General features: G+C 70.7%; 17 protein-coding genes. 12 read left to right on the top strand and 5 right to left on the bottom strand.

Features of this window, described 5'->3' with window-relative positions; genetic code table 11:
- On the bottom strand, window positions 1-746 hold a 746-nt coding region (locus tag JHN45_RS48180; RefSeq protein ID WP_201055774.1), incomplete at its 3' end, for a TetR/AcrR family transcriptional regulator.
- A gap of 180 nt (window positions 747-926) precedes the next feature.
- Between JHN45_RS48180 and JHN45_RS48175 the strand changes: the two genes are divergently transcribed.
- The 7 genes from JHN45_RS48175 to JHN45_RS48145 are packed head-to-tail and all read left to right on the top strand — an operon-like array spanning window position 927 to window position 8593.
- Window positions 927-2639, top strand: a complete 1713-nt coding sequence (locus tag JHN45_RS48175; RefSeq protein WP_201055772.1) for an ABC transporter substrate-binding protein — start codon at window positions 927-929, stop codon at window positions 2637-2639.
- Window positions 2640-2670: 31 nt separating this feature from the next.
- On the top strand, window positions 2671-3639 hold the full coding sequence (locus tag JHN45_RS48170) for an ABC transporter permease (protein WP_201055769.1): 969 nt from the start codon (window positions 2671-2673) through the stop codon (window positions 3637-3639).
- Window positions 3636-4532 (top strand): ABC transporter permease, encoded by an 897-nt coding sequence (locus JHN45_RS48165; protein ID WP_201055767.1) that lies wholly within the window; start codon window positions 3636-3638, stop codon window positions 4530-4532. Before JHN45_RS48170 ends, JHN45_RS48165 begins: the two co-directional genes overlap by 4 nt.
- Window positions 4532-5545, top strand: coding sequence for an ABC transporter ATP-binding protein (locus tag JHN45_RS48160; RefSeq protein WP_201055765.1), 1014 nt, complete (start codon window positions 4532-4534; stop codon window positions 5543-5545). The genes JHN45_RS48165 and JHN45_RS48160 overlap by 1 nt, the downstream gene beginning before the upstream one ends.
- Complete coding sequence (locus tag JHN45_RS48155) at window positions 5542-6555, top strand: ABC transporter ATP-binding protein (protein ID WP_201055763.1); 1014 nt, start codon at window positions 5542-5544, stop codon at window positions 6553-6555. Before JHN45_RS48160 ends, JHN45_RS48155 begins: the two co-directional genes overlap by 4 nt.
- The gene (locus JHN45_RS48150) at window positions 6552-8405 is read left to right on the top strand and encodes a prolyl oligopeptidase family serine peptidase (protein WP_201055761.1); all 1854 of its coding nucleotides are present in this window, start codon (window positions 6552-6554) and stop codon (window positions 8403-8405) included. The genes JHN45_RS48155 and JHN45_RS48150 overlap by 4 nt, the downstream gene beginning before the upstream one ends.
- A 20-nt stretch (window positions 8406-8425) precedes the next feature.
- Window positions 8426-8593: a hypothetical protein gene (locus JHN45_RS48145; RefSeq protein ID WP_201055759.1), complete on the top strand. Its 168-nt coding sequence runs from the start codon at window positions 8426-8428 to the stop codon at window positions 8591-8593.
- Here JHN45_RS48145 and JHN45_RS48140 read toward each other — a convergent pair.
- The gene (locus tag JHN45_RS48140) at window positions 8578-9492 is read right to left on the bottom strand and encodes an alpha/beta fold hydrolase (RefSeq protein ID WP_236584917.1); all 915 of its coding nucleotides are present in this window, start codon (window positions 9490-9492) and stop codon (window positions 8578-8580) included. The genes JHN45_RS48145 and JHN45_RS48140 overlap by 16 nt on opposite strands.
- 106 nt (window positions 9493-9598) lie before the next feature.
- Here JHN45_RS48140 and JHN45_RS48135 point away from each other — a divergent pair, with 106 nt between their 5' ends.
- From JHN45_RS48135 to JHN45_RS48125, 3 genes are all read left to right on the top strand, one after another.
- Entirely contained in the window at window positions 9599-10507 is a 909-nt protein-coding gene (locus JHN45_RS48135) for a LysR family transcriptional regulator (protein WP_201055758.1), read from the top strand.
- 96 nt (window positions 10508-10603) lie between these two features.
- Window positions 10604-11668 carry a tartrate dehydrogenase gene (locus JHN45_RS48130; RefSeq protein WP_234469861.1) on the top strand — a complete coding sequence of 355 codons (1065 nt, stop codon included), beginning with the start codon at window positions 10604-10606 and terminating at the stop codon, window positions 11666-11668.
- Window positions 11669-11702: 34 nt separating this feature from the next.
- Window positions 11703-11975 (top strand): hypothetical protein, encoded by a 273-nt coding sequence (locus JHN45_RS48125; protein WP_201055756.1) that lies wholly within the window; start codon window positions 11703-11705, stop codon window positions 11973-11975.
- 325 nt (window positions 11976-12300) lie between these two features.
- Here JHN45_RS48125 and JHN45_RS48120 read toward each other — a convergent pair whose 3' ends face one another.
- Together JHN45_RS48120 and fabG are read right to left on the bottom strand one after the other, a co-directional pair.
- A complete protein-coding gene (locus JHN45_RS48120) occupies window positions 12301-12624 on the bottom strand; it encodes a hypothetical protein (RefSeq protein WP_236584916.1) in 324 nt (107 codons plus the stop codon).
- 86 nt (window positions 12625-12710) lie between these two features.
- The gene (gene fabG, locus JHN45_RS48115) at window positions 12711-13415 is read right to left on the bottom strand and encodes a 3-oxoacyl-ACP reductase FabG (protein WP_201055755.1); all 705 of its coding nucleotides are present in this window, start codon (window positions 13413-13415) and stop codon (window positions 12711-12713) included.
- A 263-nt stretch (window positions 13416-13678) separates the two neighbouring features.
- Between fabG and JHN45_RS48110 the strand changes: the two genes are divergently transcribed.
- On the top strand, window positions 13679-14857 hold the full coding sequence (locus JHN45_RS48110) for a cytochrome P450 (protein ID WP_201055754.1): 1179 nt from the start codon (window positions 13679-13681) through the stop codon (window positions 14855-14857).
- Between the two features lie 7 nt (window positions 14858-14864).
- On the opposite strand, the gene JHN45_RS48105 is transcribed toward JHN45_RS48110, so the two are convergent.
- Window positions 14865-15512, bottom strand: coding sequence for a LysE family translocator (locus JHN45_RS48105; RefSeq protein WP_201055753.1), 648 nt, complete (start codon window positions 15510-15512; stop codon window positions 14865-14867).
- A gap of 163 nt (window positions 15513-15675) precedes the next feature.
- On the opposite strand from JHN45_RS48105, the gene JHN45_RS48100 reads away from it, so the two are divergent.
- Window positions 15676-16929 (top strand): PLP-dependent aminotransferase family protein (locus tag JHN45_RS48100; protein ID WP_201055752.1); only part of this gene is annotated, 1254 nt, incomplete at its 3' end.

The following is a 16929-nucleotide window of genomic DNA, read 5'->3' as shown; positions in this document are numbered from 1 at the left end:
CGCACCCGCACCCGCACCCGCGCCTCCACCGAGTCCAGCAGCATGTCGATCGCGTTGTCGAAGATCTTGGGATCGCCGATCGCCGCCAGCGGGGCCGTCAGTCCGGCGATCCGCGGGTAGGTGTCCGCCGGAAGGCGGCGGTACTCCAGTTCCCAGGCCAGGGTGTCCCGGTCGCGGGAGTCGGCGTCGAGGGCCTGGAGCCCGGCCTCCATGGCGGACAGCGAGCGGATGACGTTCCCGAAGACCCGGACGAACATCACCGCCTCCTCGTCGTCAAGACCCGCCCGCTGCAGGCAGTCGAGGGCGAACTCCACATTGGCGAACTCGGTCGGCCGACGGGTCGTGCGGGCCGCCATCTGCCAGGCGAACACGGGATACCGCATGTAGTGCTCGTGGATGTGCCGGGCCTGCGTCCGCAGGTCCTCGCGCCAGGAGTCGGTGGCCTTGAGCTGGCCGCCGTAGGAGCGGGCCCGGAGGTCGTCGATGAGCTCCAGGATCAGCTCGTCCTTGTCGCGGAAGTGCCGGTAGAGCGAGGTCGGGTGGGCGTGCAGCTCCTTGGCTAGGGCCTGGAAGGTGAAGGCCTCCAGTCCGTCCCGGGTGGCGACCTTCTCGGCCGCGTCCAGGATCACCCGCCGGCTGAGCGTGTCCCTCGCCAGCCGCCGCCGGCCTCCGGTTCCGCCCGCCCCGGCGTCCTTGCCGTCGCCCGCCGCAGCACCCTTGCCGTCGCCCGTGCGCGCACCACTCATGCTCGTCCCTCGTCCCTTCCCTCGGCTTACGGGCCGCCGTCGCGACCCTATCGCCTGCACCAAAACGTTATTCACAGACCTGGGCAATGCGAACGCATAGTTACTAGCCTATGTCCATTGCTAAGTCTTGCGCAGCTCCCTACGATGAGCCCACGGCTTCGCCACGGAAGGTTTCCAGCCATGCCTCAACCGCTCACAGCGACCGTTCAGAGCCGGTTCCCGGCCAGACTCCCGGCGGCCGGCGCACTCCTCGCCGCACTGACGCTGACCGCCACCGCATGCACCTCCGGGGCCCCGACTCCACAGGCCGACACCGCCACGAACCTGCCGGTCAGGCAGGGTGGAAGCCTGGTCATCGGAGCCGAGCAGGAGCCCGACTGCGCCGACTGGATCGGCACCTGCGGCGCCTCCATCTGGGGCACGTACCTGATGCAGACCCAGACCGTCCCGCAAGTGTTCAACGTCCGCCTCAAGGGCGGAAACTGGACACCGGTCGCCTCGAACCTCATGGCCTCCGAACCGACCACGAAACTGGTCGGGAACCAGCAGCAGATCACCTACCGGCTCAACCCGAAGGCCGTCTGGTCCGACGGAAAGCCGATCACCTCCGCCGACCTGAAGTACACCGCCCTCCAGGTCCGCGACGGCAAGGCGATCTTCGACAAGAGCGGCTACGACCGCATCACGTCGATCGACACCCCCGACCCGACCACCGCCGTCGTCACCCTCAAGTCCCCCTACGGCAACTGGAAGCAGCTCTTCGGCGCCGGCTACGGGGTCCTGCCCTCTCATCTCCTCCAGGGCAAGGACCGCGACGCCGTCATGAAGGACGGCTACTCCTTCAGCGGCGGCCCCTGGAAGATCGCGTCCTGGAAGAAGGGCGTCTCCGTCACCCTCGTCCCCAACTCCCGCTACTGGGGCCCCAAACCGCACCTGGACAAGGTCACCTTCCAGTTCGCCTCGGACACCTCGGCCGCGATCCAGGCCTTCGCCGGCGGCACCTTCGACGCCCTCTACCCCACCCCGCAGCTCACCACCGTCGACCAGATCAAGACCCTGGGCAGCGCGGCCCACATGCAGGTCCAGTCACAGACCGGCAACCTCCAGGCCCTCTGGCTCAACAACGCGAAGTTCCCCTTCGACTCGGCCGCCGTCCGCAAGGCCTTCGCCTACTCCGTCGACCGCGCGGCCATCGTCAAGCGCCTGTTCGGCTCCTACGGCCTCACCGCTCCCGCGCAGAGCTTCCTGTCGCCGCTGCTCTCCCGCTACGCCGCCGACGACTTCTCCGGATACCAGCCCGACGCGGCCAAGGCCGCACAGCTGATGAAGGCGGACGGCTGGACGAAGAACGGCGGCGGGTACTGGGCGAAGAACGGCAAGGAGGCCGCGTTCACCGTCACCTCCCTCGCCGGCAACCAGAGCCGTGAGCTGACCGAGCAGATCCTCCAGGCGCAGCTCGGCAAGGCCGGGTTCCGGGTGACGATCAAGAACTCCACGCCCGCGAACATCTTCGGCAAACTCGCCCCCGCCGGCGACTTCCAGCTGGGCCTGTGGAACCTCACCGACTCCTTCCCCAACCCCACCCTGTCCGCCACGTTCAGCAGCACGGCCATCCCGAGCGCGGCCAACGACCAGTCCGGCATCAACTTCATGCGCATCCGCGTCTCGGGCCTGGACCCGGTCCTGGAACGGGTGGACACCGAACTCGACGAGAGCGCCCGGGTCGCCGAGTCGCACAAGGCGGAGAGACTCATCGCCGACGACGTGCCCTCACTGCCGCTGGCCGCCGTGCCGAACATCCTGGTCACCGGCGCGCGCGTCGGCGGGCCGCTCTCCATCAACCCGGTGGAGGGCCCCTGGTGGAACCTCGCGGAATGGGGCCTGACGAAATGACACCGGTCCGCCCACCCCGCAGGGGCCTGCCATGACCCGATACGCCCTGCGCCGTCTGCTGGCCTCCGTGCCCGTGGTGTGTGTCGCCTCGTTCGTCCTCTTCTGGGCGGTGCGGGCGACCTTCGACCCGCTGGCGAAACTGCGTCAGTCGGTCGACCCCACGGCACTGCACCGGGAGACGGTCCGCCTCGGGCTCGACCGCAGTCTGCCCGAGCAGTACCTGCTGTGGGTCAAGGGCTTCGTCCAGGGCGACTGGGGCATCAGCACCCGCACCGGCGGTGCCGTGCTGCCGATGGTCGGCGACGCCCTCGGCACCACGCTCCAGCTGATCCTGTGGGGCGTCGCCCTCGCCGTCGTCCTGGCGCTGGCGATCGGGCTGTACTCGGCGGCCCGCCAGTACACCGTCGGCGACCACGTCCTGACGGGTCTGTCCTACCTCGGTGTCGCCATGCCGGCGTTCTGGTTCGGCCTGGTCCTTATCCAGGTGCTCGCGGTCTGGCCCAAGCAGCAGTTCGGGCTGCCGGACCCGCCGTTGTACTTCGTGGGCCTGCACTCGGTCGGCCACAGCGGACTCGACCTCGACTATCTGCGCCATCTCGTACTGCCCGTGATCACGCTCACCGTCGGGCTGGTCGCGTCCTGGTCCCGGTTCGGCCGCGCCACCCTCCTGGAGGCGCTGTCCAGCGACTACGTCCGCACCGCCCGCGCCAAGGGCGTCCCCCGCCACCGCATCCTGCTGCGGCACGCCCTGCGCAACGCGCTCGCGCCCTTCGTCACCGTCGTCGCCATGGACGCCGCCGCCCTGGTCGGCGGGCTCGTGGTGACCGAGCAGATCTTCTCGATCCCCGGCATGGGCAAGCTGTTCCTCGCCTCGCTGGAGACCGGGGACGTCTTCGTCCTGCTGCCCTGGATGCTCGTGGTGGCCGTCGCCGTCATCCTCTTCAACCTGCTGGCCGACCTGTCCTACGCCCTCCTCGATCCCCGGGTGGCCCTGCGATGACCCAGCCCACCGTGCTCCCGGCGCCCCCGCCGCCCGTCGTCTCCGGCGACCCGGGCACCGCCCGTGTCGTCCTGTCCCGCTTCCTGCGCCACCGCCTAGCGGTCGCCTCACTGGTCCTGTTGCTCCTGCTGGCGGTCTGCTGCTTCGGCGCCGGCTGGATCGCGCCCTACCCGCGCAACGCCCAGGACCTCCTCGCGGCCTCCCAACCGCCGTCCGGCACCCACTGGTTGGGCACCGACTCCCTGGGCCGCGACTACCTCAGCGAGATGCTCTACGCCGGTCAGCTCTCCCTGGCGATCGGCCTCGGCGTCGCCCTGCTGGCCACCCTCGTGGGCACGGCGGCCGGCGCTGTGGCCGGGTATCTCGGCGGCTGGCCCGACGAGGTGATCATGCGGGTGGCCGACCTGTTCCTGATCGTGCCCCCGGTCGCCGTCCTCGCGGTGTCCCTGCAAGGGCTCGGCCCCTCGCCGCTGACCATCGTCGTGGTGCTGAGCAGCCTGGGCTGGACCCTGATCGCCCGGGTCGTCCGGTCCCGGGTGATCCAGCTGCGTCACCAGGAGTTCGTGGAGGCGGCCCGGGTCATCGGCGCCTCCGGCCCGCGGATCGTCGTACGGCATCTGCTGCCCAATCTGACGGGCCTGATCGTGGTCAACGTGTCCCTGTCGGTGGCCACGGCGATCATCCTCGAATCCACCGTCAGCTTCCTCGGCTACGGCGTCCAGCCGCCCAAGTCGAGCTGGGGCAACATGCTCACCCAGGCCACCGGGCTGATCGGCACCTCACAGGCCTATCTCCTCTACGTCCCCGGTCTGGCGATCCTCGTCACCGTGCTCGCCGTGAACTTCCTCGGCGACGGGCTGCGCGACGCGCTCGACCCCCAAGGCAGGCAGTGATGGGAACCGTCACCGAAGACACCGGCGCTACGGCGGCCCCGCTGCTGTCGGTCCGCGAGTTGAGCGTCACCTACCGCACGGACGCCGGTCCCGTGGCCGCCCTCGACCGGCTCTCCTTCGACCTGCACGCCGGGGAGACGCTGTCCATCGTCGGCGAGTCCGGCTCCGGGAAGAGCGCCGCCTCCCTGGCGGTGATGGGGCTGCTGCCGCGCAACGCCACGGCCTCGGGCTCGGTGCGGTTCCGCGGCCGGGAGCTGCTGGACCTGTCCGACCGGGAGCTGCGTGCCGTACGCGGCCGGCGCATCGCCATGGTGTTCCAGGACGCGCTGGCCGCGCTGAACCCGATGATGACGGTGGGCGCCCAGCTCGCCGAGGCGGTGAGCGTGCACGACCCGTCGGTCTCCCGCGCCGCCCTGCGGGAACGGGCCGTAGACCTCCTGGACCTGGTCGGCATCCCCGACGCCCGGACCCGCGCCGGCCAGTACCCGCACGAGCTGTCGGGCGGCATGCGCCAGCGCGTGATGATCGCCACCGGGATCGCCAACGAGCCGGACGTCCTCATCGCCGACGAGCCGACCACCGCGCTCGACGTGACCGTGCAGGCGCAGGTCCTCGATGTCCTGGCGCGCGTCCAGGAGCGTACGAAGTCCGCGATCCTGCTGATCACCCACGACCTGGGTGTGGTGGCCGGTCTCGCGGACCGCGTCCTGGTCCTGTACTGCGGGCGGAAGATGGAGGAGGCCCCGGTCGAGCCCCTCTTCTACCAGCCCGCCCACCCCTACACGCGCGGTCTGCTCGCCGCGCTGCCGAGGATCGACCGCAGCACCCGGCGACTGGCCCAGATCGCCGGGCAGTTGCCCTCGCCGAACGAGCGGCCTCCCGGCTGTCCCTTCCAGAACCGCTGCCCGCACGCCGACGAACGGTGCGCCGAGAGCCCCCCGCCCGTCCCGGTCGGCGAGGGCCACACGGCCGCCTGTGTGCGGGCGCACGAGATCGCGAGCGTGACGTCATGACCGCACCGGCACTGACCGTCGAGGGGCTGGTCGCCGAGTACACCACCGGCCGGCGCGGACGGCACGCCCAGACCGTCCGGGCCGTCTCCGGAGTCGACCTGGTCATCCCGCGCGGCACCACCCTGGGCCTGGTCGGCGAGACCGGCTGCGGCAAGAGCACCCTGGGCCGCTGTCTGGTCCGGCTGACCGACCCGGCGGCCGGGCGGATCATGCTGTTCGGCACGGACGTGACGGCGGCCGGTCGACGGGAGCTGGCCGCCGTACGCCGTCGGATCCAGTTCGTGTTCCAGGACCCGTACGCCTCCCTCAACCCGAAGCTCACCGTGCACGCGGCGCTCGCCGAGCCGCTGCGGATCCACGGTCTGCACCGGGGCCGGGAGAGCGAACGGGTGCGGGAACTCCTGGAGTTGGTGGGTCTGGACCCCGGGCATGCCCACCGGCATCCGCACCAGTTCTCCGGCGGCCAGCGGCAGCGGATCGGCATCGCCCGCGCGCTCGCCGTGGAACCGGAGGTGCTGGTCCTCGACGAACCGGTCAGCGCGCTGGACGTCAGCGTGCAGGCCGGGGTGATCAACCTGCTGGAGGATCTTCAGCAGGAGCTGGGCCTGACCTATCTGTTCGTCGCCCACGACCTGTCGGTGGTGCGGCAGATCAGCGACCGGGTCGCGGTCATGTACCTCGGGCGGATCGTCGAACAGGGGCCCGTGGACGCGCTGTTCACCCGGCCGCGCCACCCGTACACCCAGGCCCTGCTGTCCGCCGTACCCATCCCCGATCCGCGCCTGCAGCGGGCGCGGCGGCGGATCGTCCTGGACGGCGATCTGCCCAGCCCGCTGGCTCCGCCGTCCGGCTGCCGGTTCCGTACCCGCTGCTGGAAGGCGCAGGACGTGTGCGCCGAGGTCGCGCCCGCGCTCGTGGAGCAGGGCGACGACCTGCTGACCGCCTGTCATTTCCCCGACGACCCGCCCCCGGCAACCCCGCACCGACCCGAGGAGGTCACCACACCATGAGCAGCGACTGGCAGCGGTTCTTCACCGCCGAACGACCCCATGCCGTACGGCGGGGGCGCGGTCCGGGCGACCGGTCCCTGATCGTCGTGGAGAGCGAGGACGGTCCCCGGCTGTCGTTGTGGGAGGCGGGGCACGGCACGGTCCGGCCCCTGGCGGAGGTGACCTCGGGCGACCTCGTGCAGGCCGTTCTCACCTCGGACGGCGAGCAGATCCTGGCGCTGCACGACGACAACGGCTCCGAGGTCGGCCATGTGCACGCGACGGGATTGGATGCCGACGACAGTCGCGATCTCACCCCAGATCTGCCGCCGTACATCCTGCGCGGCATCGACGTGGCGGGACGGGCGGACCGGGCCGTGATCACGTGCGCGGCGGAGGACGGTTTCAGTCTGTGGCTGCTGAGCACGGACGGTTCCGCCGAACCCGAGCTGCTGTTCCGGTCGCCGCACGAGGCGTGGAACGGCCTGGTGTCGACGGACGGCACGCGCGCTTCCGTCGACACCACCGACCACAATCCGGGCGTCCGCAGATTCGCGGTCACGGTCGTCGACACCGCCACGGGAGAGGTGCTGGACCGCCTCTCCGACGGTCCGGACGCACCGGTGCGCGGAGTGCGGTACTCCCCCGTCCCTGGCGACGACCGGATACTCGTCGCCACCGAACGCACCGGCTTCGCCCGCCCCTGCGTCTGGCATCCGACCCACGGCACCCGCATCGACATCGACGCCCCTCAACTCCAGGGCGACCTGGTCCCGTTGGACTGGTCCGACGACGCGACCCGGATCCTGGCCGTGCACGTGGACGCCGGGATCCACCGGGTCATGGAGGCCGACCTGGAGTCCGGCACGCTCCGGCCGCTCGACCATCCGCCGGGCGCGTACTTCGAGCCGGACGTGGCGAACGCCCACCTCCACCTGTGGGCCTCGCACTACGGCCCCGGCAGCACCGTGCGCCTCCTGCACCAGCGCTCCGACTCCCCGCTGCGCGTGCTGCACGCCACCGGCCCGGACTCGGCGCCCGCCCCCGTGCTCTTCCCCCAACTCGACCTGGACGGCGTGCCGTTCACATCGAACCAGGTCCGCTCGACGGACGGCACCTACGTCCAACTGTGGTGGGCCCGACCCCGCCGGACCACGGGTCCCGGCCCCCTGATCCTCCACCTCCACGGCGGCCCCAACATGGTGTCGGTCGACAGCTACGACCCCGCCGCCCAGGCCTGGCTGGACAACGGCGTGGCCTACGCCTCGCTGAACTACCGGGGTTCGGTCACCTTCGGGCGCCGCTTCCGCGAGGGCTTCATGCCGGCGATCGGCGACCGCGAACTGGAGGACATCGAGGCGGCGGTCCGTTGGCTGATCACCGAGGGCGTCGCGGCCCCCGGCAAGATCTTCGTCACGGGCGCGTCCTACGGCGGTTTCCTGACGCTCCTGTCCATGGGACGGCTGCCCGGACTCTTCGCCGGCGGGCTGGCGCACGTACCGATGGCGGACTGGCTGACGGGCTACGAGGACATGAACCCGGCGCTGCGCGCGGCCTGGTCGTCCTTCTTCGGCGCGCAGCCGGAGGACGGCCTGGACCGTTTCGTACGGGCCTCCCCCATCACCTACGTGGCCGATGTCGTCGCCCCGGTCTGGATCAACCAGGCCACGCACGACACCCGCACCCCGCCCAAGCAGGTCCGCCACTACGAGGAGGCGCTCCGCGCGGCCGGCGGGGACGTGGTGGTCGACTGGTACAGCGGCGGCCACGAGACGACCGGCCGAGTAAAGGCACTGGCCGAACAGTCCAGGATGCTCGACCTCGTCCAGGCCGCCCTGGCCCAACAGCCCTGGAGTCAGGGCGAGTTGTGAGCCGCGAGGAAGCTCCGGAGGTGACCGAGGGTCTCCTCCGGGGCCTCCTCGGAAACGTGGTCGCCGACTGCTGCAGCGGCAGCCACAAGACAACCCGACGAGCCAAAGCGCCGGCCGAACAGTCCAGGATGCTCGACCTCGTCCAGGCCGCCCTGGCCCAACAACCCTGGAATCAGGGCGAGTTGTGAGCCGCGAGGAAGCCCCGGAGGTGGCCGAGGGTCTCCTCCGGGGCCTCCTCGGGGACGTAGTGGTCGCAGGGCAGGGCGGTGCCGGTGATGTCGTCGGCGTAGTCGGACCAGACGGCCGGGACGTCGTAGTGGCGGCCTACGAAGCTGTGCTCGCCCCAGAGCGCGAGCAGCGGCTGGGTGAGGCGGCGGCCTGCTGTCGCGTCCTCTTCGTCGTGGACTAGGTCGATCGAGCCGGCCGCGCGGTAGTCCTCGCAGGAGGCGTGGATCGCGGCCGGGTCGGAGAAGCAGCGCACGTACTCGGCCTGGGCATCCGGGTCGAAGGGGGTGCCGCCGTGGTGCCGGGCGCCCATGCGGGCCCGGATCCAGAACTCGGGGTCGCCGCCGATCAGTTGCTCGGGGATGCCGTTGCCGGCGGTCAGGAAGAACCAGTGGTAGTAGCCGCGCCCGAAGTCGGCGTCGGCGTGCCGGTAGGCGTGGAGCGTCGGCACGATGTCCAGGACCGCGAGGGCGGAGACCGCCCGGGGATGGTCGAGCGCGAGGCGGTGGGCGACCCGGCCGCCCCGGTCGTGGCCGACCACCGCGAAGCGCTCGAAGCCCAGCTCCCGCATGACGAGCAGTTGATCGCGAGCCATGGCCCGTTTGGCGTACGGGGTGTGCCCGGCGTCGGACGGCGGTTTGTCGCTGTCGCCGTAGCCGCGCAGGTCGGTGAGGACGACCGTGTGGGTCTCGGCCAGGCGCGGGGCGATGTGGTGCCAGATGGCGTGGGTCTGCGGGTAGCCGTGCAGCAGCAGGACCGGCGGCCCCTGCCCTGCCGTACGCACGTTGATGTGGACGCCGTCCGCGTCGACGGTGTGCCGGGCGAACGAGGCGGGCAGCACATTCCTCACGGTCCTCTTCATGGTCCGATCCCAGCAGGGCCGGGCGAGCCCGTCCAAGACCCGTGGCCGACAATGCATATAGGCGTGGCCTATCGGCGGACAGGAGCGGGCACGGGAAGGCGGCACCATGGACGTCCGGCAGCTGGAGTACTTCCTCGCGGTGGTCGACCACGGCGGCTTCAACCGTGCGGCGACCGCGCTCTATCTCTCCCAGCCCTCGCTCTCCCAGGCGATCCGGACCCTGGAACGGGACCTGGGCAGCGAGTTGTTCCACCGGATCGGCCGCCGGGTCGTCCTCACCGAGGCCGGTACGGCGCTCATCGAGCCCGCTCGGACCGCCGTCCGCGGCCTCGAACTCGCGCGCGCCAGCGTGGAGTCGGTGCACGGGCTGCGCACCGGCCGGGTGGAGATCGCGGCCATGCCCTCCCAGGCCGTCGCCCCGCTCACCGGGATGATCAGCCGCTTCCACCGGGCCCATCCGGATGTGTCGGTGACCGTAAGGGCCGCGTTCACGCCCCGGGACGTGACCGAGATGGTGCGCACGGGCGTGACGGAGCTTGGGCTGCTGGCCTCCCCCGCTGCGCCCCCGGACACGGAGGTCCGCACCCACCCCCTCCCGGAGCAGCGGTTCGTGCTGCTCGCACCCCCGGACGGCCCCTTCGCCCCGGACACGACCGTGGTGGACCGGAAGAGCCTCGCCGGGCAACGGCTCATCGTCGGGCAGCAGGGCACCGGGATGCGCCGGTACGTCGACGACCTGATCGCCGAGGGCGTGAAGGTGACCCTCGCCGTCGAGACCGAGCACCGGGTGGCGATCCTGCCGCTGGTGCTGGCGGGCGCGGGCCTGGCCGTAGTCACCGACGCCTGGCGGGAGTTGGCCCGGCAGGCGGGCGTCCGGGTGCTGGACCTGGAGCCGCGTACCAGCCTGCGGGTGACGCTGGTCGCCCGGCACGGCGCGACGACTCCGGCGGCGGAGGCGTTCCTGCGCGCGGCGCTGACGGAGGACGCCGACACCGCCGTAGAACCGGCGTCGTAGACACCGCTCATAAGCACTGCCTATAAGCACTGCCTATAAGGCACATGGGCAGTCGGTCTTGGACGCGCCCGGCGGACCGTTGCTGCAATCGCTTCCATGTCTCCCCTGAAGAAGCACCGCATCGCCCTGATCCCCGGCGACGGCATCGGCACCGAGGTCGTCCCCGCGGCCCGCCGGGTGCTGGACGCCGTCACCGCCCGCCACGGCATCGCGCTCTCCTACGACACCTTCGACTGGTCCTGCGAGCGTTTCCTCGCGGAGGGTTCGATGATGCCGTCCGACGGCCTGGACCAGATCCACGGGCACGACGCGATCCTGCTCGGGGCGGTCGGCTACCCCGGGGTTCCGGACCATGTCTCGCTGTGGGGGCTGCTGATCCCCATCAGGCGCGGCTTCCAGCAGTACGTGAACCTGCGGCCGATCCGCGTCTTCGACGGCGTGCCCAGCCCGCTGCGCGAGGCCCGGCCGGGTGAGGTGGACTTCGTCGTCGTACGGGAGAACGTCGAGGGCGAGTACGGCGAGATCGGCGGGCGGCTGTACCGGGGGCTGCCGGAGGAGACGGCCGTGCAGGAGGCGGTGTTCACGCGCAAGGGCGTGACCCGGATCGTGGACCACGCGTTCGAGCTGGCCGCCGGCCGGTCCGGCCGGCTGACGTCGGCGACGAAGTCCAACGGGATCGTGCACACGATGCCCTTCTGGGACGAGCTCGTCGCCGAACGCGCCGCCCTGCACCCGGGGGTGGAGTGGGACCAGGAGCACATCGACGCGCTGGCCGCGAAGTTCGTGCTGGACCCGGGCCGTTTCGACGTCGTCGTCGCCTCCAACCTGTTCGGCGACATCCTCAGCGACCTGGCGGCGGCGATCGCGGGCAGCATCGGCATCGCGCCCGCGGCCAACCTCAACCCCGAACGGGACTTCCCCTCCATGTTCGAGCCGGTGCACGGCTCGGCCCCCGACATCGCCGGGCGCGGCACGGCCAATCCGCTCGGCGCGATCTGGTCGGCCGCGATGATGCTGGACCACCTCGGCCACCCCGAGGCGGCCGGAACCGTCACCGACGCGATCGCCGTCCTCCTGTCCACGACCCGGCTGCGCACCCCGGACCTCGGCGGGACGGCGACCACGTCCGAGTTCACGGCGGGGCTGATCGACTTGCTGTGACGGCGACGGACTCCGCCGGGTTCGTGGTGCGCCGGTGGCGTGGTCGCTACGCTCCCTGGCCGTACGGGGCATCGCCGACCGCTCCGCCGAGATGCTGACGCTGCCCGACACCGGGCCGACGGCGGCTGCTCCTGGCGGCGGGCGGCGGAACAGGCGCAGGAGCGCGGTGCGCGGTGCGCGGCCGACGGTCGAGCAGTTCAACTCCCGTAGGAACAAGGCCTTCACGCTCGCGGCCCTCAAGGTTCTCCCCGTGTACGACGGGCTCGTCTGCCGCTGCTGTCCGTCTCGTCCGGAGCACTGCAGCTGACCTGGCCGGCGGACCGGTCCTACCGCATCCCGCCCTACTCCCGGGTGGCCCGCGCGCTGCCGTCGACCGACCGGTTCCACTGGGTCGAGGGCCTCTTCCTGCACCGCGCGGAGAACGGCGGCCCGCACGTCCTCGGCCCCTACGACAAGGCCTGACTGCCGTGCACCCGCCCCCCTTTGGGGACGGGGCGGTAAACCGGGCGGTGGCCGGTAGGCTCCCCTGTTGCCGGCCGACCCCCGCCCGGGTCTCTCGCTCTCGGTGGCGTCCGGGCTTCGTGTGAGAAAGCCGGAGCATTTCCGAGAGTGGTCTGTGATGGTGATGTCGCTCAGGCCAGTTCTGCGGGGCCCTCGTGACTGCTGCCGGCCCGCTCGTACAGTCGCTGGCGCGCTCTGCCGCCGACCCGACGGATGCCGGATCGTGTGTCGTTGAGCGCGCGCGAGACCTCGGAGACCAGCTGCATGGACTCGGCCATCTGCTCGAAGAGACCGGCAGTGGACGGAACCCATGTTCCTTCCGGTGCGTGCTGCTGTCCCACCGATGCGCACTTGGTGAGCAACTCGCTCATCAGACGGTGGAATTCAGCAACGTCCTCGTCGGTGAAATCGTCAATGGTTAACTGATACATATTCGGCGCAGTCGGACCGCGCATACGCAAAACTCCTTGGCGGTGGGTGAAGAAAGAACAGACGGAGAGCACTTGACACATGTCCGGCCCGCCCGCTGGGGAATTCGGCGCTAGTTCCCCATCCCGGCTCCCCCGTCGACCGGCACGACGGCACCGGTGATGTAGCCGGCGTCGTCGGAGGCCAGGAACGCGACGGCCGCGGCGACCTCTTCGGGCCTGGCGAGACGGCCCAGAGGGATCTGGCCGGTCAGGTGCGCGAGCTGCTCCTCCATGAGGTTCTCGCTCATGGCGGTCTCGGTGAGACCGGGTGCGACCACATTGAAGGTGACCCCGCGAGCGCCGAGTTCCCTGGCCATCGAGCGGGCGAATCCGATCAACCCCGCTTTGGAGGCCGCGTAGTTGGCCTGCCCGCTCTCGCCCCGCAGGGCGACGGCGGAGGAGATGAACACGACACGGCCCTTCCTGGCGCGGAGCATTCCCCGGGTGGCTCGCCTGACGACGCGGAAGGCGCCGGTCAGGTTGGTGTCGACGACCGTGGTGAAATCCTCTTCGGACATGCGCAGCAGTAACTGGTCCTTGACGATTCCCGCGTTGGACACCAGGACCTCGACCGGACCGTGCTCCGCCTCGATGTGCTCGAAGGCGATGTCGACCTGATCGGCGTCGGTGACGTCGCACCGGACCGCGAACAGACCCTCGGGCGGCTCTCCCGTCCGACAGGTCACCGCGACACGGTCACCGGCGGCTGCCATACGACGTGCGACAGCCAGGCCGATACCGCGGTTACCGCCGGTGATCAGGACTGAACGGGACACAGAACGCCTTTCCGGTCTGTTTGCGACGACCTCCGTTTGTTGTCGCTCGAACAACCATGCTCGACATGGGCGCGTGCAGGAAGCCTCAGCATGTGCAACTGCCTAATGCTGAGGGGGATAAAGAGTGCACAACGCCGACAACCGTGCGACTCGACATGGGCACGGTTCTCGGAGCGAGCCCTGGGCGGAACCCGCTCCTGCGCGCAGCGAATCGCGGGTAGCGTCGCCGACGTACTGTCGCCCGCAGGAACGGACCCGCCAGCGTGACCGACCCGTTGCAGGACCCCCGGTTCTTCGCCGACCCCTACCCGACCTACGCCCGGCTGCGGAATTCGGCGCCGGTGCAGAAGGTGCTCACCGGTTCGGCAGGGCGCTTCAGCTATCTGGTCACGGGCTACGCGGAGGCCCGGGAGGCGTTCGCCGACCCCCGGCTCTCCAAGAACACCGCGCGGTTCTTCGCCGGCCGGCTGTCCGACCGCGACCTCCATCCGGCGGTCGCGCAGAACATGCTGGCCACCGATCCCCCGGAACACGCGCGGCTACGGGCCCTGGTGACAAAGGCGTTCAGCACCGGAGCCGTCGCACGGCTGCGCCCCTGCATCGCCGGCCTCGTCGACGAACTGCTCGACGCCTGGCCGGAACACGGACCGGTGGACCTCGTCGCCGGCCTCGCGGTGCCGCTGCCGGTCACGGTCATCTGCGAGATGCTGGCGGTGCCCGAGGCCGACCGCAAGCAGGTGCACACGTGGTCCGGTGAGCTGTTCGCCGCGGGAGATCCACGGCGGATCGACGTCGCCTCGCAGGCCGTCGGCACCTACATGACCGACCTCGTCGCCGCCCGGCGCGCCTCCCCCGGCGAGAGTCTGCTCGACGATCTCATCGCGGTACGCGACGGCCAGGACCGACTCACCGAGGACGAACTCGTCTCGCTCGCCGTGGTGTTGCTCGTGGCCGGCCATGAGACCACCACCAACTTCATCGGCAACGCGGCCCTGGCACTGCTCCAACACCCGAAATCCCTCGCCCGGTTGAAGGCCGAGCCGGAGCTGTTCGGCACCGCGCTGGAGGAGTTGCTGCGCTTCGACTCGCCGGTCGGCATCGCCACGTTCCGCTACAGCACCGAGGCGCTCACGCTCGGCGGGACCGACATCCCCGCCGGCGTTCCGGTGCTCATCGCGCCCGGCGCCGCCAACCGCGACCCCGCGCGATTCCCCGACCCCGACCGCGTCGACCTCGACCGCGGTGCCACCGGGCACCTCGCGTTCGGCCACGGCATCCACCGCTGCCTGGGCGCACCGCTCGCCCGGGCGGAGGGCGAACTGGCGCTCCGGGCCGTCTTCGCCCGCTTCCCCGACGTACGGCTGGCCCGTCCCGTGGAGCAACTGGAGTGGCGGCACACGCGGTTGACGCGCGGCCTCACGTCCCTGCCGGTCGACGTATGACGGATCGTCAACTCACCCTGGCCGGACCCGAGTTGTCGACGGCGAGAGAGACAGCGAGGGTCCCCAGCACCGTACCCATCGCGTAGCGCTGCACCTTGAGCCAGGAGGGGCGGCGTTCGAGGAAGACGGCGATCGCGCCCGCCGCCAGGACGATGGCGAGGTTGACCCCGATGCTGACCACGATCTGGACCGAGCCGAGGACCAGGCCCTGGAGGAGGACGTGCCCCCTGTCCAGATCGATGAACTGGGGGATGAGCGAGAGGTACATGATGGCGATCTTCGGGTTGAGCAGGTTCGTCATCAGGCCCATCGTGAACAGCTTGCGCGGTGAGTCGTGCGGTACGTCCTGCGGGGCGAAGACGGAGACACCGCCCGGCTTCAGGGCGTTCCAGGCCAGGTAGGCGAGGTAGCCGGCGCCCGCGAGCTTCACCGCGAAGTACAGCTCGGGCACGGCGACGAAGAACACCGACAGGCCCAGGTTCGCGGCGAGCAGATAGACCATGAAGCCGAGCGCCACCCCGCCGAGGGAGACCATCCCGGCGCGCCTGCCCTGGGTGATGCTGCGGGAGACGAGATAGATCATGTTCGGTCCGGGGGTGAGCACCATGCCCAGAGCCACCGCCGTCACGCCGAGTATGCCGCTCGGTTCGACCATGAATACCCCTTGTGTTGTCGGTGCGTTGGCGCCCTCGGCCGCCGCTCGGAGCGTATTCCGGACCCACACCTCAATGCAATGTTTATATTGCACTCGGTGCAATTCAATGATTGAATCGACGCCCGATCGAGAAGGCCGAGACAGCGACAAGGGCGGGAGAGCCGTGCGGGACTATCAGACCGTCGCCGACACCGTGGCCGGGGAGATCAGGTCCGGTGCCCTCCGCCCCGGTGACCGGCTCCCCCCGCAGCGCGAGTTCGCCCGGCGTCACGGCATCGCCAACTCCACCGCCACCCGCGTGTACCGGGAACTGGCCCGCCGTGGCCTGACGGTGGGCGAGGTCGGCCGCGGCACCTTCGTCCGCGCGCTGTCCGCCGACCCCGCCGGCTCCGCCCCCGCGCTCACCGAACCCGCCGACGGCCGCCGCGTCGACCTGGAGCTCAACTACCCGGTCGTCCCCGAGCAGAACGCGCTCCTCGCCGAGGGCCTGGGCAGTCTCCTACGGCCCGACGTCCTCGGCTCCGCCCTACGGCCGGTCGGCACGTCCGGCTTCCCGGCCGCCCGGGAGTCCGCCGCCGACACGCTCGCCCGCGGCGACTGGCGCCCCGACCCGGCGCGGATCCTCTTCGCGGGCAACGGACGGCAGGCGATCGCGGCCACCGTCACCGCGCTCGTACCACCGGGTGCCCGACTCGGCGTCGAGGAACTGACCTACCCCGTCGTCAAGGCCGTCGCCGCCCGCCTCGGCATCACCCTGGTCCCACTGGCCATGGACGACGCGGGACTCGTCCCGGAGGCCGTGAAAGAGGCGCACGCCACCACCCCCCTGCACGCCGTCTACGTCCAGCCGAGGCTGCACAACCCGCTGTCGCTCACCATGCCCGCCGAGCGCGTCGAGCGCCTGGCCGAGACACTTCTCAGCCTGGGCATCCCCGCGATCGAGGACACCATCTGGGCCTTCCTCCGCGACGAACTGCCGCCCCTCGCCGCCTACGCCCCCGAGCGGACGGTCCTGATCGACAGCCTGTCCAAGCGCGTCGCCCCCGGCCTGACCCTCGGGTTCGCGGTGGCACCCGACGCCCTGACGGGCGGGATCGTCGCCGCCCTGCGCTCCGGCGGCTGCACCCCGGGCCGGTTCGCCCTGGAGGTGGCCCACCGCTGGCAGCAGGACGGCACGGTGAAGACGCTGGTGGCGGCCAAACAGCGGGAAGCGGCGGTACGACAGGGAATCGCGGCCCGGCAACTCGCCGGGTTCACCGTCCGGAGCGACCCCCGCTCCTTCCACTGCTGGTGGCAACTGCCCCGCCCGTGGCGCGCGGACACCTTCGTCGCGGCAGCCGCACGGCACGGCATCGGGGTCGTACCGGCCACCGCGTTCACGGTCGACCCCCACCACTCCCCCAACGCCGTCCGCCTC

This window comes from Streptomyces sp. MBT53, assembly GCF_016654115.1.
In the GTDB taxonomy this organism is placed as follows: Bacteria; Actinomycetota; Actinomycetes; order Streptomycetales; family Streptomycetaceae; genus Streptomyces.
The sequence above is the reverse complement of the archived record's forward strand: the minus strand, read 5'-3'. Positions and strand labels throughout refer to the sequence as shown.